This window comes from Streptomyces sp. PA03-6a (genome assembly GCF_033792765.1).
In the GTDB taxonomy this organism is placed as follows: Bacteria; Actinomycetota; Actinomycetes; order Streptomycetales; family Streptomycetaceae; genus Actinacidiphila.
In genome coordinates this window covers 1-16,037 of the sequence record NZ_JARAVK010000086.1, presented here as the reverse complement: position 1 = coordinate 16,037, position 16,037 = coordinate 1, and the positions used below count along the sequence as shown (strand labels likewise).

The following is a 16,037-nucleotide window of genomic DNA, read 5'->3' as shown; positions in this document are numbered from 1 at the left end:
GTCAGGTCACCTCCCGATCCCGGGCCCAGCGAGGGATACGTCGCCGGGGGACAGCGGGCGTCGTCAGGGGCGTGGCCGCGGCAGGTGCCGCCAGCAGCGAGGCGGCCAGGGCCAGATGCAGCAGGTACGGTGAGGCGTCGCCCAGCCCGGCCTCGGTGTACGACGAGATCGCGACGTAGCTGATCAGGAAGATCGCGCAGGCCCTCGGCAGCGACGGTGGCCGCAGCAACGCGACACCGCCCAGCACGAGGATGAACGCCGCCACGAGGGTGACGCCGATCAGACCCTGCTCGTTGTAAACGGCCAGCCAGCTGTTGTCGATCGGCAGCCCGCCGAACGACTTGTCGCCCAGACCCATGCCGAACAACTTCTCCGCGGTCGTCCGGGGCGCTGCCAGCAGGGCGTCCCAGACCTTGGCCCGACCGGTGAGACTGGTGAAGTTCTCCTGGCTCTGTCCGCGCAGGAACCACGCCTGTAGCGCGGAGGCGAACCCCACCGCGGCCACGGTGGCGCACAGCACCGCCCAGGCGAAGAACCGGCGGGCGGCGGCGCTGGTCAGGACGAGCGAGCCGATCGCCAACGCCAACCCGAGGAGCAGGCCGACCGTGGCCGTCCGCGTATGGGTCAACGCGAGCAGGACGAGGGACGGCACGATGATCATCGCCGCGCCCGCCCTGTCGGTCCGGCGGCCCAGCAGGAGCAGCACGGTGAGCCCGATGATCACCGCGGCGTACTGTCCGATCTGCGGCGGGGTGAGCGGCCACAACGCGCCGACCAGTCGCTCGCCGTAGAGCTCGGGCATGGCCGCTCCCGGTGAGATGACCAGGCCGGCCATCACCAACGCGAGCACCGCGAAGTACATCCGGATGTGGTACCGGACGAACGTCAGGCCGCCGTCCCACCAGCGGCTGAGCAGCCACAGTGTGCCGACGAACAGTGCGAACCGGGCGCAGCGGAACAGCGCGCCGAACCCTGACTCCAGGTCCGCGCTGGAGATCACGCTCGGCACCAGCAGCAGGGTGAGCAGGAGCAGGAAGGCGCTGGGCCGGATGCGCAGCCGGAGATTGAGCGTGAGCGCCAGCGCGAACGCGGCGACCAGCGCACCCATGGTGGCCATCTGGATGAGGGAGCGGGGCAGCGGGATGATGGTCTTCGCCCCGGCGGAGCCGAGCGTGTTGAGGACCAGCAGCCCCCAGACCACCCCGACGGTCTTCGGCGTGCCGGCAGGGCGCGGTTCGGCGCCGGGCCACGTGCCCGCCGCGGCCGGTCCGCCCCGCGGCCCACCGGGTGTCATGTCCCCGCCCATCTCAACCACCGGCCCGTGGGCGGAAGGTGCTGCCCGTGTCCTGCCGGTACGGCGTGCCCTGCCACTGCAAGACGTCGAGCGTCCGGCTCGGGTCGTGGGCGACGAAGCTCCACGGCCCGACGTAGACGTTGTCGTGCCAGCGGTTGTGCTGCTTGTCGGTGATCGCCTCGGCCACCCGTTCGCCCTGGTACGGCGACCAGTCCGGATAGGTGCCGTAGTTGGACAGCACCGCCATGCGGCCGCACTGCACCGTGCACCCGACGACGGCCGCGTCCAGCATGAAGCGGTTGTCGTGGATGTCCACCCGCTGGGTCTTCCACCGGCAGTCGTCGTAGAGCGGTGCGGTGGCGATCGCCGGCTGCGCGCAGCGGGCGATGTCCGGCACCAGCAAGGTGCATTCACCGGCCGAGGTGTTGGCCGGGCTGTTGCAGAACCGGTCGGCGTTCTCCCACAGGGTGATCCCGGACCAGTTGTCCGTCAGTACGTTCCGATAGATTTCGATCTTGTCCGTGCGGGCCCGGACCCGTGGCTCGCCGCCGGACTCGGACAGGTAGATGGTCGCGAACGGGAAGCTGTCGCCGGCTTCAGCGGATGTGCGGCCCTCGACCCAGTTGTTCCGCCGGATCGTGTTGTTCCGGATGACCGCGTTGTAGCTGGTCTCGTAGATCAGCGCGGCACCGTCGTTGGCCTCGAGCACGTTGTTCTCGATACGGAAGTCGTTGTTGTTGTTGTCCGCCCACAACCCGGCGCCGCGGTTGTCGTGCACCCAGTTGCCGCGGACGTCGGCGCCGTTGACGGCCCAGAACTTGATGCCACCGGTGCAGCCGCAGCCTGGCCGCTGCTTCTCCCAGTCGTCGGTGTTGTTGCCCACGATCTCGTTGCCCTCGACCACCAGGTCGCGGATGGTGTCACCGGTCTTGTACGCGTTCATTCCGTATTGCCCGTTGTCGCGCAGGCAATTGGCCCGGACCTGTTGGCGGGCACCGGCCATCAGCCCGGCGCCGGAGTTGTTCTGGATCGTCGTGTGCTCGATCACCCACCCGTCGGCCATGTCGTGGTTGACCACGCCTTCGTCGTGCGGCGCGACGAAACGCTGCACGGTCAGATGGCTGATGGTGACGTCGGGGGCAGTGCCGCTGAACGCGTAGTTGTTGGTCTTCCGGCCGTCGAGCACCGCGCCCGGCGCGCCGAGGTAGCGGTTCCCCTTCTTGGCGATGACCTGGGCGTAGCGGCCCTTGTCGAGCGTGTGCGTGCCCGGCCGAAGCCAGAACGTGGTGCCCGGAGGGCTGTTCTCGGTCTTCTCGGCCAGGTCGCCGACCACCCCGGGGTCGACCGTCACCGCGCCCGTCGGCGCTTCCGCCGGCCCGGCCGCGGGCTTGGCGCACACCCGGGCCACGGACGTGGAGGGCGCTCCGGACGTGGAGGGCGCACGCGTCGGCTCCGCCCGGGCGTCGTCCGGCGTGCTCGTACAGGCGGTCGCCGCCAGCAGGGCCAGTGCCAGCGGTGCCGCCGGCCACGCCCCGTGCCTCCACTTGAATCCCACGCGTCCCCCTAGCCGCGGAACCTGAGTAGGGTGGTGAACTCCCCTGACATCGCCGTGCCGTCGGCGAACCCGGTGCCGACCAGCGTCGTGGCGGGTTCCTTGCGCCCGAAGCCGGCGGAGTACCAGCCCAGCGGCGGGTCGCTCTCGCCACGATGCGCCTGCCAGCGCAACTGCCCGGGCAGGTCGAGCACCGCGGAGCGGTCCTCGCCGTCCCGGGTCCAGGTGAGCACCGCCCGGTTCCCCACCAGGTCCGCGGCGATCGCCGGGCCGAGGTGGAACGCCAGCTGCACGGCCCGGCGCGGGCCGCGCACCTCGTCGACCACCCGCAGCTCCCGGCTCGCGGCGGTCAGCTCCACCCGGCGGCGGTGCACGGAGCGCTGGTAACCGTCGTGCTCCGCGCACCAGCGCACCGTCCCCCCTTCCGAGGCGCCGGACGTGTCCGCGACCAGGACGCGGCTGCGGGCGTGCCGGGTCCACAGGAACGGGCCGCCGGAGACGGACTGGTCGCCGCCGTCCAGCTGCAGGGTGTTGTGGCCGAGGGTCGACCGGAAGTACCGCCGCCACTCGGGCTGCCCGTGGTAGCAGAACGTCCCGGGGTCGGCGAGCACGTCGACCCCGTCGTGCCGGACCTCGACGGACAGCGCGTCCGCGTGGGCGTGCGCGGCGATGGACAGGAAGCCGTGCGGACCGCCGTCGCAGCGGCACCAGATCTCCCCAGGACCGCGCAGGATCGTGAGTCCCGCGTCGGCGAGGTGGTCCGGTCGGCTTGCCGGGCGGGCCGCGGCCGGTGCGCCGGGCCGGATGAGCGCGGCCAGCAGCGGGGTGCGTACGTCGGCGCCGGTCACCGCGGGCCACCAGGCGAGCCGGCCGAACACGGCCTCCCCGGTCGCCAGCAGCGAGGCCCAGCGGTCGGTGCCCGCGCCGTCCACGACCAGACCGTGGCCGTCGTCCGCGTCCCCCTGACGCGGCGGCCGCAGCCGGCTGTCCACGACGGCCGCGAGCGCGTCGGTCATCCGCAGCAGCACCAGCCGGATCGACGCGGGGACCGGCACGCCGGCGGCGTCCGCCTCGGCCACCGCGGCCAGGCCGAGTTCCAGCACGAGTCCGTGGTACTCGGTGGCCAGCTCGCGGTTGAGGCCGGACTCGAAGGTGTTGCTCCGCAGGTGCCGTTCCAGCGACCGCACCGCGCCGGCCCGCCAGCGCGCCGAGGCGGGGAACCACCCGAACGCGCAGGCCGCGGCGAACTGCCCGGCGGCCTCGGCGACGACGTGGTTGTTCGCGGAGGACCCCCGGCTGGGGAAGGCGGCCAGCCAGCGCTGGTGGTGCCAGATCTGCCGGAGCGCCACCGGGTTGTCCTCGAACAGCCCGGCCGCGCCCGGCCAGCCGTCGAGCAGCCGGCGGATCCACACCCAGGACAGCAGCCGGATGCCCAGCTCGATGCCGCTGATCCAGTGCACCGAGCGCAGCGGCGGGTTGGCCGCCCACCACGACCGCAGGTGCTCGGCCACGCGCTCGGCGTACCGGTCGTTCCCGGTGATCGCGTAGGCGACGGCGAGCACGGTCAGGTACTGGTGCCGGGACGGCTCCCAGATCTGCTTGATGTCCCCGACCGCGTCCTCGTTCCGGTACGGCACGTCGAAGGCGTAACCCGCCGGGGCCCGGCGCCCGGTCTTCGGGTCGTACCACCAGTCCGGGTCGGCGAGGTCGTCGCGTTCCACCCCGAAGAACTCGGCGTGCCCGTCCATCAGCCGGTCCGCCTGGGCGATGAGACGTTTCGCCGCGTCCGGTGGCACCGCGGCGATCGTCCCGGCGGGCAGGACCGCGGTGAACCGGGCGCCGCTCACGCCCGGGCCGTCGGGCAGCGCCGACCGCCACCGCCGCCTGCGCACCGCGTCGCCCACCCGGCCGCCGACCTCACGCGGTCCCATCCGGGACAGCCGCCGCAGGTACCAGCCCGCGGTCATGGTCATCGGGCCCTCGCCAACGTCACCGGCACGCCGCCGGCCAGGCCGGCCTGCACGGCGAGGGTGGCCGCCGTGGTGGCGACCAGCGACTCCAGCGGCACCGGCATCGGTCCGCCGGTCCGCACGGCCTTGACGAACGCGGCCAGCTCGGCGGACTGGCCCTTGTCCCGGGCCTTGGGCAGCCGCGAACTGACCCACCGCTTGCGGCCGTAGACCGAGGCACGGACGAAGTCGTCGAGCCGCAGCACCCTGCCGTCCGCGACGAGGTCCAGCGTCTCCTTGGGGAAGCTGGGCGCGCCGGTGGTGACGTAGCTGATGGTGGCGGTGGACCCGTCCGGGTAGTGCAGCACGACCTGCAGGTCCTCGTTGCCGGACGTGGCGACCGCGTACACCGACACCGGGTCGGCGTCGAGCAGCCAGCTCGCCGTGTCGATGAAGTGCCCGCCCTCGCCGGCGAAGCGCGAGCCCTCGGTGCCCTGCTGGAGGTACCAGCTCCCGTGCTGCAGCCGGCCCGCGTTGACCAGGTAGCGCAGGCTCGCCGGACCGGTCCGGGCGCCGAACCGCTTCTTGGCGTCCTGCAGCAGCGGCGCGAACCGGCGGTTGAAGCCCACCTGCAGCCGGTCGTTGCCGGATTCCTCGACCGCCGCGAGCACGTCCGCCAGCTCGTCCTCGGTGAGTGCCAACGGCTTCTCCACGAACACCGTCTTGCCGGCCAGCAGCGCCCTTCGGGTCAGCTCGGCGTGCGAGCTGTGCCGGGTGACGACGAACACCGCGTCGATGGAGGTGTCGCCGAGCACGGCGTCGAGATCGGTGGTGGCCTGCGCGAAGCCGAACTTCCGCTGCGCGTTGGCCGCGGACAGCGCCGTCGTGGTGACGACCGTGGACAGCTCGACGCCGTCGCGCTGCGCCAGGTGCGGCAGCAGCATCGACGTCGCGTAGTTCCCCGCGCCGACGAACGCGAGCCGCACCGGCGTCTTGGCGGACCGGGCCGGGGCGGGGACCCCTGCGTCACGTCGCACCGCGGGCACGGCCACCGCCGGGGCCTGCACCTCTCCCGCGTGGTCGGGGTAGCGGAACAGCACGGCCACGGCCTTCAGGTCGCCGTCCTTCAGGCTCCGGTACGTCTCGACGGCGTCGTCGAAGTCGGCGACGTGGGAGACCAGGGGCTCCACGTCAACGCTGCCGCGGGCGAGGAGATCGAGGAAGCACGCCAGGTTGCGCCGCTCGGTCCAGCGCACGTAGCCGATCGGGTAGTCCCGTCCCTCGAGCTCGTACTCCGGGTCGTAGCGCCCGGGGCCGTAGGAGCGGGAGAACCGGACGTCGAGCTCCTTCTCGTAGTACGCGTTCCACGGCAGGTCCAGACGGCATTTGCCGATGTCGACGACCCGGCCGCGGTCCCGGCTCAGCCGCGCGGCCAGCTCGACGGGCTGGTTGCTGCCGCCGCCGGCGGCCAGGTACACCTGGTCCACGCCGTGACCGCCGGTGAGTTCGGCGACGGCGGCTTCCACGGCCGCGGACGAGGGATCGCCGCAGGCCGCGGCGCCCAGGCGCTCGGCGAGCTCGCAGCGCACCGGGTCGGGGTCGACCCCGACGACGCGCACCCCCGCGGCGGTCAGGAGCTGCACCACCAGCTGCCCGATCAGCCCGAGGCCGATGACCAGCGCCACCTCGCCGAGCTGCGGCTCGCCTTGGCGGACACCCTGCATCGCGATCGACCCGACGGTGCCGAAGGCCGCGTGCCGCGGCGCGAGGCCGTCCGGCACCGGGGTGTAGAGGTTCTTGGGAACCCAGTTCAGCTCGGCGTGCAGCGCGTGCTCGTTGCCGGCGCAGGCCACGAGGTCGCCGACCTTCACGTCGTCGATCCCGCTGCCGACCTGCTCGACCACCCCGCACAGCGAGTAGCCCAGCGGGGTGTAGGAGTCCAGCTTCCCCATCACCTTGCGGTAGGTGGCGGGCAGCCCGTTGGTGGCCACGCTCTGCATGACCTTGGCCACCTGGTCCGGCCGCGAGCGGGCCTTGCCCAGCATCGACATGCCCGCCTCGGACACCTTCATGAGCTCGGTCCCGGTGGAGATCAGCGAGTAGGCGGTCCTGACCAGCACACCGCCCGGCTTGCACCCCGGCTCGGGCACGTCGAGCACCGCCAGCTCGCCGCTCTTGTAGTTCTGCACAACCTGCTTCACCCGAAGTCCCCTTGTTTCTACGCCGTCTTCTACGCCGCCGAGCGAGAGTCCTGGCCGGACCCGGAGGTCGCGTCGCGGTACCAGTACTCGAGGGTCAGTACATGCCACAGATGCTTGGAGAAGTCCCGCTGTCCGGCGGCGTCCTCGGCGACCATGCGGGCCAGCGCGTCGCGGCGCAGGAACCCGGAAGTGACGAGCACGCCGTCGTTCACCACCTCGCGCACCAGCGGTGCCAGGTCCCGGCTCATCCATGCGCGCAGCGGGGCGCTGAACAGGCCCTTGGGCCGGTACACGATCTCCCGGGGCAGGATCGAGGTGGCCGCCTCCTTGAGGACGGCCTTGCCCTGCCGTCCGACGATCTTGCGGTCGCCGGGCACGGCGAACGCCGCCCTGACCACCTCGACGTCCACGTACGGCACCCGCACCTCGGTCGACGCGGCCATGCTCGACCGGTCCGTGTAGGTGAGGTTCAGGCCCGGCAGGAACATCCGGGCGTCGCCCAGGCACATGCGGTTGACGAAGTCGTCCAGGTCGTTGTCCTGGTAGACGTCCGCGTGCTCGGTCAGCACGTCATCGACCGACCCGGCCAGGTCCGGATCGACCAGGGCGAGCAGCTCGTCCTGGTCGTACATGGTGTAGCTGCGCCGGAACGCGGTCTCCTCCGGCAGATCGGCGAAGGACAGGAACCGCTTCGCGAAGCGCACCGACCGGTACCCCCGGCGGGCCGTTGCGACCGGCAGCCGGTCCACGGCCGCGGACAGGCCGCGCCGCACGGACCGCGGGATGCGCTGGTAGCGCAGCGCGATCGTGTTGGCCAGGTGCTTGCGGTAACCGGCGAACAGCTCGTCGGCACCCATCCCCGAGAGCATCACCTTGACCCCGGCCTCCCGGGCGGCCGAGCAGATCAGGAACGTGTTGATGGCGGCGGGGTCGCCGATCGGCTCGTCCAGGTGGTGGGTCATCCGCGGCAGCAGGTCGAGCACGTTCGGAGCGATCTCGATCTCGTGCAGGTCGACGCCGAACCGCTCGGCCACCTGCCGGGCGTAGCGCAGGTCGTCCGGCATCGCCTCGAACTTGGCGTCCTCGGCGCGGAACCCGATCGTGTAAGCGGAGATCCCGGGGCGGTCGCGGGCGGCCAGCGCGGTCAGGTAGCTCGAGTCCAGCCCGCCGGACAGGAAGGTCGCCACGGGTACGTCGGAGAGCAGGTGGCGCCGGGTCGACTCCTCGACGACGGCGGCGATGTCCGGCTGCTCGCCGCTGAGGGCCCGCTCCCGTCCCTCGGCGGCGACGTCCTTGAGGTTCCAGAACCGGCCGCGCTCCACGCGGCCGTCGGGCCGGCACCGCAGCCAGGTCCCCGGCGGCAGCTTCTCCGCTTCGCGGAACGCGCACCGCGAGTCCGGCACCCAGTAGTACAGCAGCGAAGCCACCAGCGCCGCAGGGTCCACCTGCAGCGACCCGCCGGTCACGGCGGCGAGCGCCTTGAGCTCGGAGGCGAACACCAGACCCTCGCCGCGCCGGAGCAGGAACAGCGGCTTGATGCCGAGCTGGTCGCGGGCGAGCACCAGTTCACCGGTTCCCTCGTCGAAGATCCCGAACGCGAACATGCCGCGCAGCCGGGGCAGGCAGTCCGTGCCCCAGCGCCGCCAGGCCTCCAGCAGGACCTCGGTGTCGGAGGTACCGCGGAAGCGCACCCCGGCGGAGGCCAGTTCGGCACGCAGCTCGGGCGCGTTGTACAGCTCGCCGTTGTACGTCAGGACCAGGCCGTCCGAGACCATCGGCTGGGCGCCGGTCTCGGACAGGTCGATGATGGCCAGCCGGCGGTGCCCGAGGTGCACTTCGCCGTCACCGACGGGATGGCCGTACCGGCCCGCGCCGTCCGGACCGCGGTGGGCGAGGGTGTCGGTGAGCCGGTCGGCCACGGCCTTCCCGTCCGGCCATCGGTACGTGCCTGCGATGCCACACATGTCTAGCGCGCCTCCTGGTCGCTGTCCGGGACCCGTGCGGCCCACGACGGCTGCTTCGGCCGCGGTTGGCCCGTCCCGCTCTGCCGGGCCAGCCGTTCGTTGTGGCCGCGCAGCGCGGTGTGCAGCCCGTCCCACAGCGTGCCGTCGGTCCGGTCACGCGGATCGGGGTCGATCAGCACCACACCGATCACCGGGATGCGCAGGTCCGCGAGCTGCCGCGCCACGGTGTGCAGCCATGCGGCGCTGCCGTGCCCGGCACGCACGACGAGCACCGTCTGGGTGCCGAGGAACTGGAGGTCGGTCCACGCCGTGCCGGGCGCGACCGAGCCGACGCCGAGCCGGCGCACCTCGTCCGACACGGTCGCGGCACGCTCGCCGACGACCACGGCCGGGTCTGCCGACTTCCGGCGGCGGTTGGCGAGCTGCCGGCCGGGCAGACCGTCGATGATCACCACGGGCCTATCCGCCGCCAGTGCGCCGGCGAGGTCCAGGGCGATCACGCTCACGCCGCGTGCGCAGCCCAGTTCCAGCAGCGACACCGGTTCCGCGGAGCCGCGTACGGTGCGGGCCAGGGTCGCGGTGAGCCGTTCGCGTGCCGCCCGGGTCCGCCGGCGCTGCCACCGCCCGGCCGACCGGCGGCGGGGCGTGCGGCGCAGCTCCGCGATGACCGAGGCGCCCAGGTTCGCCGCGATCTCCCGGCGCAGCACGGGGCGGTCCGCCACCACCGCGCCGACCGCGGCCAGCGCGAGCCCGAGCACGAGCCCGAGGCCGAGTCCGATCGCGGAGTTGGTGGCAGCGGCCTTGGGCAGGGAGTGCTGCACCGCGCGCGGGGCGTCCACGATCTGCGTGCCGGCGATGAGCTGGGGCGTGCCGACGCCCGCCTCCGCGGCGCGCTGGTCGAAATCGGCGATGCGCGAGGTGAGTTCGGCCCGGCGGGCGAAGAGCGACTCGAGGTTCGCCGACGCGTTCGGGTCGCTCTCCGGCGGCCCTTCTCCGATCGACTTGTTGACCTGGGCGAGTTCGTCCCGCATGCGGTCACGCTGGTCGAGCAGGGTCTTGGCCTCGGCGTTCGCGGCCTTCTGTATCCGCTCGACATGGTCCGCGACGAAGGCGTCGGCCAGTGCTTTGGCGCGGGCCACGGCTTCCGCGTCGCTGTCACCCGTCACGTTGATCTGCAGCAGGTTGTTGGTCAGACCGATGCCCCGGTAGTCCCGCATGAAGTGTTCCGGGTCTTCCGAGGACCTCAGCGACCGCAGGGCCTCACCGGCGATCTGCGTGGTCTCCAGCAGCGCGGCGTCGGTGCGGATCAGCGTTCCGGGGTCGTTCGGCTGGTCCGCCTGATGGGCGACCAGCACCGTGGTCACCGCGGTCGGCTGCGGTGGCAGCAGGACCGCGCCCCCCGCGCCGACCAGCAACCCCAGCAGCGCCACGGAACACCACAGGCGGCGGCGCCTGCGTACCGCCACCACCAGCGCCTGCAGGTCCAGCAGCGGAGCGGCTGCCGGCGACTGCGAAGTCGTGCTCGTCGTCACACCGAACCTCCCATCGCGTCGACGCCCACCGCGACCGCCGGCGTGGCGCCGTCCGGAGGACGCGCGGCAGACCGGGCCCGACGGTCCCTGACCGCGCCGGCGACGACGATGCCGACGACCGTATGCCGGGCGTCCGCACATGCCTCGCCGATGCCGGCGAGCTCCCCTGCCGTCCAGCTGCCCGCGCTGAGCACGACCAGGACACCGGACTCGGTGTCGCGGTCCGGCACCAACGGCCGGGACACCGAAACCCCCACCACCCGCAGCAGCGGATCGCTCCCGGCCTCGGCGACGAGTTGTTCGGCGGCCCGGCGGGCGGTCCCGTCGCCGTCCGGGACGACCACCAGCAGCCGCCGGGGGGCCGGCAGTTGGTCCCGGAGGCGGGCGCACACCCGGCCGTAGCGGATCTTCCTGCCGGCCTCGTCACCGGACGCGTGCAGGGCCGGCACGTCCCACCGGGTGTCGACACCCAGCAGCCGGCGGATCCGGGTCCGCGCGCCACGGCCTTCCGGCCGGTGCGCGCGCCGTCCCTCAGGTACGTCGACGGTACCCAGCAGCGCCGAACCCAGCGCCGCGGCGATCTCCGGCTCGGTGCGCGGCCGGCGACTCATCCGTGCGGCGGCGAGATGGCCGACGACCGCGAACAGCAGGAACAGCAGCGCCCCGGTGACGATGAACTGCGTCCTGGTCGGTGGTGCCTCGCCGATCGGCCGGGCCGCCGCCCCCATGACGACCATGTTGGCCTTGTTGGTCGCCGGATCGGTCTGGTCCAGCTTGTCCATGGCCTGCTCCAGCGTCGTGCGCAGCTTCTCGAGCTCGGTGCGGGCCTGCACGCTCTCCACGGTCCGGCCCGGATCGGCCGCCTTGGCGAGGTCGGTGATGCGGCGGCTGGTCTGCTCCATCAGCTCCCGCAGCGCCTCGGGATTCGCCGACGCCTCGGGATCGGTGTTGTCGCCCACGACCCGTGCGGCGAAGGTGACGTACTGCTGGGCCACCTCGTCGGAGAGCCGCTGCGCGCGCTCCGGGGTGTCGGCCGTACCCGAGATCTTGATGATGTTCCCCTCGGTGGCCTTGGCGCTCACCCGGTCCCGCAGCTCGGCGCCGCCGACCCCGGCCCAGCCGAGCGTGGCGGCCGACCGGTCGAGCACCACCGAACTGGTCGCGATCTCCGACTGGGTCAGCAGCTCGCGCTCCTCCCACGCCCCCGGCAGCAGTACCGATGCCGACGTCGTGTACCGCGGTGGGAACAGCAAGGAGGCGCCGTAGCCGACGAGCCCGCCCACCACGGCGAGGACGGCGAGCAGCCGCCAGCGCCGACGGATCATCCGCCCGATCATGGCCAGGCGTATCGTGTCATCGCTCAACGGGGCGGCCTTTTCTCTGTCGGAACCGGGTCGCCCGCCGACGCCGGAGCCCGGTCACGACAGGCGGCGGCGTAGGCGGCGAGGAGCGACCGCTGCGAGGTGCGCCAGGAGAGCTGCCCGGTGATCCGCTCCTGGCCGATCTTGCCCATCCGGGCCCGCTCCTCCGGATCGTCCAGCAGCAGTGCGATGAGCCCCGCGAATTCGGCCTCGTCGTTGGCGGGCGCGTAGACGGCGGCGTCACCGGCGGAGACCCGTGCCTCCCGGAGGTCGAACGAGACGATCGGCCGCCCCATCACCATGTACTCCAGGACCTTGTTCATGGTCGACACGTCGTTGAGCGGATTGCGCGGGTCGGGGGAGAGGCACACGTCCGCGGTCGACAGGTAGCGCACCAGGTCGGCGTCCGGGATGCGCCCGGTGAACTGCACCTGGTCCGAGAGCCCGAGCCGCCGGGACAGCTCGACCATCGCGTCGAAGGCGTCGCCGGCGCCGACGAACACCGCGTGCCAGTCGCTCCGCCCGAGCTCGTCGCGCAGCTTCGCCAGGGCCCGCAAGGCGTAGTCGACGCCGTCCTGCGGACCCATGACACCGAGGTAGCACAGCAGATGAGGCTTGCCGCGCTTCAGTTCCGGCTCCGGCGGTACCGGGTGGAAACGGTCGACGTCGGGCGCGCTGCGCACCACGAAGACGTCCTCCGGCCGCTTGCCGCCACGGCGCAGCGCGACGTCCCGGTAGCTCTCGTTCGTGGCGAGCACGACGTCCGCGGCCCGGTAGGTCCGCCGTTCCAGCGCGCACACCGCGCGGTAGAGGAGGTCCTTCCCGCGGTCGAACCGGGACAGGTACAGCTCGGGCACCAGGTCGTGCTGGTCGAAGACGAACCGCGCGCCGCGCCGCTTCAGCCACAGCGCCGGCAGGAACAGCAGGTCGGGCGGGTTGCAGGCGTGGACCACGTCGACCGGACCGACCTTGCGGGCCAGCCGGAACGTGTGCCACAACGCCGATCCGTACTCGCCGAGGTAGCCGGCCGGCCCTCCGGTGGCGGCGCGCAACGGGTAGCGGTGGATCCGCACCCCGTCGATCTCCGCCTCCGGCTCCGTGTCCCGCTTGCTCCCCCGGGGACAGATGACGTGCACCTCCCAGCCCGCGTCGCGCAGCGTCGTGCACTCCTGCCACACCCGCCGGTCGAACGGCACCGACAGGTTCTCCACCAGGATCAGCGCGCGCCGGTCCGGCCGGTCGCCGCTGGTCGTGTCACCAAGCAAGGCCCACGTACCCCGGTTCGGCCCGGCGCGCCTCGGCGTCGGGAAGGCGGACGAGGTCGACGATCAGCGGGCCGTCGCCATGGGGCAGCGCCGACAGCACGGCGGGATCCCTGGTCCCGACCAGGACCACCTCGGCGTGCTCGAGCACCTCGCCGACGGAGTCCCCGAGCAGCTGCGCCAGGTGCGGCAGCCGGGTCTCGATGTACTCGCGGTTCGCGCCCATCAGCCGGGACAGGCTCACGTTGGCGTCGTGGATGCGCAGGTCGTACCCCTTGCCGAAGAGCCTCTCCGCCAGCTCCACGAGCGGGCTCTCGCGGAGGTCGTCGGTGCCGGGCTTGAAGGACAACCCGAACAGGCCCACCCGGCGCTTGCCGGTGCGCTCGACCAGCTCCACCGCGCGCTGCAGATGTTCGGAGTTGGAGGTCAGCACGTTGGCGAGGATCGGCACCGAGACGTCGGCCCGCTGCGCGGCGTGGACCAGGCTGCGCAGGTCCTTGGGCAGGCAGGAGCCGCCGAAGGCGAAGCCGGGCCGCAGGTAGGCGGGGCTGATGTTCAGCTTGCGGTCGGCCAGGAACACGTCCATCACCTGGTGCGAGTCCACCCCGAGCGCCTGGCACACCGCGCCCAGTTCGTTCGCGAAGCCGATCTTGAGGCCGTGGAACGCGTTGTCCGCGTACTTGATCGCCTCGGCCGTCGGGACCGGTACCCGGAACACCTCGCCGGGCAAGCCGTCGTACAGCGCCGTCACCACGTCGCCGCTCGCCGCGTCGAGCTCGCCGATGACGGTCTTGGGCGGGTCGAAGAAGTCCCGCACGCTCGTGCCCTCGCGCAGGAACTCCGGGTTGACCGCGACCCCGATGTCCACCCCGGCCGTGCCGCCGACGTACTTCTCCAGGATCGGCACCAGCAGGTTCAGGCAGGTGCCCGGGAGCATGGTGCTGCGGAACACGACGGTGTGCCGCCCACCCCGCTCGGCCAGCGCGGCGCCGATCTGCTCGGTGACCCGCTCCAAGTACGTGGTGCACAGGCTGCCGTTGGGCTCCGACGGTGTGCCCACGCAGATCAGTGACACCTCGCTGCCCATGATCGCCTCGCGGACGTCGCCGGTGGCGCGCAGCGCTCCGGTCCGCACGACCTCGGCGGTGAGCTCGCCGATCCGCTCCTCGACCACCGGGGCCTTGCCGTCGTTGACCAGGTCGACCTTCACCGGGTTCACGTCCACCCCGATGACCTCGTGACCCATGCTGGCCAGGCACGCTGCCGACACGCAGCCCACGTAGCCGAGGCCGAAAACGCTGACCCTCATGACCCGTTCCTCCCCCCAGGCAGGCTCTCCCGGCCTGCGATCCTCGCGCCGGCCGGACGACGACCTCCGCGCATCAGTAGGCCCCCTGCCCGTGGAGCACCGCACGCAGCGTCTTCCACAAGATCACCGTGTCCAGGGCGAGCGACCAGTCCTCCACGTACCGCAGGTCCAGCCGGACCGCCTCGTCCCACGGCAGGTCGCTGCGTCCGCTGATCTGCCACAGGCCGGTGAGCCCGGGCTTGACCAGCAGCCGCCGCCGGATGTCCGGGCCGTACGCGGCGGACTCCTCCGGCAGCGGAGGCCGCGGACCGACGAGCGACATCGAGCCGGTGAGCACGTTGAAGAGCTGCGGGAGCTCGTCGATCGAGTACCGGCGCAGCACCGCTCCCACCCGGGTCACCCGCGGATCCCGGCGGAGCTTGAACAGCAGGCCGGCACCCTCGTTGCGGTCGGCCAGCTCGGCACGTGCCCTGTCGGCCCCGGAGACCATGGTGCGGAACTTGAAGATGGTGAACTCGCGTCCGTCCTTGCCGACCCTGCGCTGGCGGTAGAACGCCCCACCCGGACTGTCGGCCAGCACGAGCAGCCCGACGAACACCATCAGCGGCGCGAACAGCATCAGCAGGACCGCCGCGCCCAGCCGGTCGACGACCTCCTTGACCGCGCGGCGGCCCCCGGTGAAGGTCGGCATGCTGAGCCGCAGCAGCGGTATCCCCAGCACCGCGTCGACGTGCAGCCGCGGGCCGGCCACCTCCATCAGCACGGGGGCCACGACCATCTCGGCGTCGCTGCCCTCGAGGTTCCAGGCAAGCCGCTGCAGCCGGTCCGGTGACCAGTGCGGGTCCGGTGTGACCGCGACGACACGGTAGCCGTTGCGGCGGACGTGGCCCGCGACGTCGGTCAGCCGGCCGACGACCGGCACCCCGTCCACGTGGTCACCGTCGAGCCCGGGAGCGTCCGCCGTGCACACGGCCTCCACCTGCCAGCCCAGGTGCGGGAACTTGCGGATCCGGGTGATCAGGTCGCGCACGGTGGCCGGGCTCCCGGCAGCGAGCACCGGTCGCAGGCACCGCCCTTCCTTCCGCTGCTTGTGCAGCCACAGGCGCAGCAGGTACCGCTCGGTCATGGTGACGAGTGCGATCGCCGGGATCGCGACGAAGATCCAGAGCTTGATGTTGCGCGAGGTGACGGCGACCCCGCCGAGCGCCAGCACGACGGCCGCCGTGCACAGTGAGCGTCCGAGCCGGCGGAACTCCTCGGCGCCCTGGCCGAGCACGGCCGGAGCCCACGAGCGGCTCACCGCAAGCGTCCCCAGCACCAGCAGCTCGGTGCCGAAGGCGAGGATCCCCCACTTCTCGTGCCAGTTGGCCGCGTCCCGGACCCCGAAGAAACTGCCGATCGCGGCCACCACGAAGGCGGTGGCCACCGTGTCGCTGGTGATCACGGCTCGGCGGTACCGCTGCTCCCATTCGATTGCGGGCCGGCTGATCGCGCCGTTCCCCAGATGCTCGCGTGCTGACGGAAACGGGCTGACTAGTCCCCCATGCCGCACAGAACCCCCCAGGTCCCCAGTGGTTCGACGTGTTCGCCCAACACGGTCCCTCCCCCCGGGA

Annotated in this window: 10 protein-coding genes; all 10 read right to left on the bottom strand. The window is 72.2% G+C overall.

The window, feature by feature from the left end; genetic code table 11:
* Position 1: 1 nt before the first annotated feature.
* The gene (locus tag PV350_RS21280) at positions 2-1,306 is read right to left on the bottom strand and encodes an O-antigen ligase family protein (protein WP_499514535.1); all 1,305 of its coding nucleotides are present in this window, start codon (positions 1,304-1,306) and stop codon (positions 2-4) included.
* Between the two features lies 1 nt (position 1,307).
* Positions 1,308-2,849 carry a right-handed parallel beta-helix repeat-containing protein gene (locus PV350_RS21275; protein WP_499514536.1) on the bottom strand — a complete coding sequence of 514 codons (1,542 nt, stop codon included), beginning with the start codon at positions 2,847-2,849 and terminating at the stop codon, positions 1,308-1,310.
* A gap of 8 nt (positions 2,850-2,857) precedes the next feature.
* Positions 2,858-4,819 carry an alginate lyase family protein gene (locus tag PV350_RS21270; RefSeq protein WP_499514537.1) on the bottom strand — a complete coding sequence of 654 codons (1,962 nt, stop codon included), beginning with the start codon at positions 4,817-4,819 and terminating at the stop codon, positions 2,858-2,860.
* Positions 4,816-6,996, bottom strand: coding sequence for a bi-domain-containing oxidoreductase (locus PV350_RS21265; RefSeq protein ID WP_500335402.1), 2,181 nt, complete (start codon positions 6,994-6,996; stop codon positions 4,816-4,818). Before PV350_RS21265 ends, PV350_RS21270 begins: the two co-directional genes overlap by 4 nt.
* A gap of 29 nt (positions 6,997-7,025) precedes the next feature.
* The gene (asnB, locus tag PV350_RS21260) at positions 7,026-8,960 is read right to left on the bottom strand and encodes an asparagine synthase (glutamine-hydrolyzing) (RefSeq protein WP_500335400.1); all 1,935 of its coding nucleotides are present in this window, start codon (positions 8,958-8,960) and stop codon (positions 7,026-7,028) included.
* 2 nt (positions 8,961-8,962) lie between these two features.
* Positions 8,963-10,492 (bottom strand): Wzz/FepE/Etk N-terminal domain-containing protein, encoded by a 1,530-nt coding sequence (locus PV350_RS21255; protein ID WP_500335398.1) that lies wholly within the window; start codon positions 10,490-10,492, stop codon positions 8,963-8,965.
* Positions 10,489-11,856 carry a YveK family protein gene (locus tag PV350_RS21250; protein WP_500335396.1) on the bottom strand — a complete coding sequence of 456 codons (1,368 nt, stop codon included), beginning with the start codon at positions 11,854-11,856 and terminating at the stop codon, positions 10,489-10,491. The genes PV350_RS21255 and PV350_RS21250 overlap by 4 nt, the downstream gene beginning before the upstream one ends.
* Complete coding sequence (locus PV350_RS21245) at positions 11,853-13,118, bottom strand: glycosyltransferase family 4 protein (RefSeq protein WP_500335394.1); 1,266 nt, start codon at positions 13,116-13,118, stop codon at positions 11,853-11,855. Before PV350_RS21245 ends, PV350_RS21250 begins: the two co-directional genes overlap by 4 nt.
* The gene (locus PV350_RS21240) at positions 13,108-14,424 is read right to left on the bottom strand and encodes a nucleotide sugar dehydrogenase (RefSeq protein WP_500335392.1); all 1,317 of its coding nucleotides are present in this window, start codon (positions 14,422-14,424) and stop codon (positions 13,108-13,110) included. The genes PV350_RS21245 and PV350_RS21240 overlap by 11 nt, the downstream gene beginning before the upstream one ends.
* A 73-nt stretch (positions 14,425-14,497) precedes the next feature.
* Positions 14,498-15,976: a sugar transferase gene (locus PV350_RS21235; RefSeq protein WP_499514544.1), complete on the bottom strand. Its 1,479-nt coding sequence runs from the start codon at positions 15,974-15,976 to the stop codon at positions 14,498-14,500.
* Positions 15,977-16,037: the final 61 nt, after the last annotated feature.

Excerpts from the sequence above, each read along its gene's own strand:
- PV350_RS21240 (WP_500335392.1), bottom strand. The coding sequence starts at position 14,424 with ATGAGGGTCAGCGTTTTCGGCCTCGGCTACGTGGGCTGCGTGTCGGCA.
- PV350_RS21270 (WP_499514537.1), bottom strand. The coding sequence starts at position 4,819 with ATGACCATGACCGCGGGCTGGTACCTGCGGCGGCTGTCCCGGATGGGA.
- asnB (WP_500335400.1), bottom strand. The coding sequence starts at position 8,960 with ATGTGTGGCATCGCAGGCACGTACCGATGGCCGGACGGGAAGGCCGTG.
- PV350_RS21280 (WP_499514535.1), bottom strand. The coding sequence starts at position 1,306 with ATGGGCGGGGACATGACACCCGGTGGGCCGCGGGGCGGACCGGCCGCG.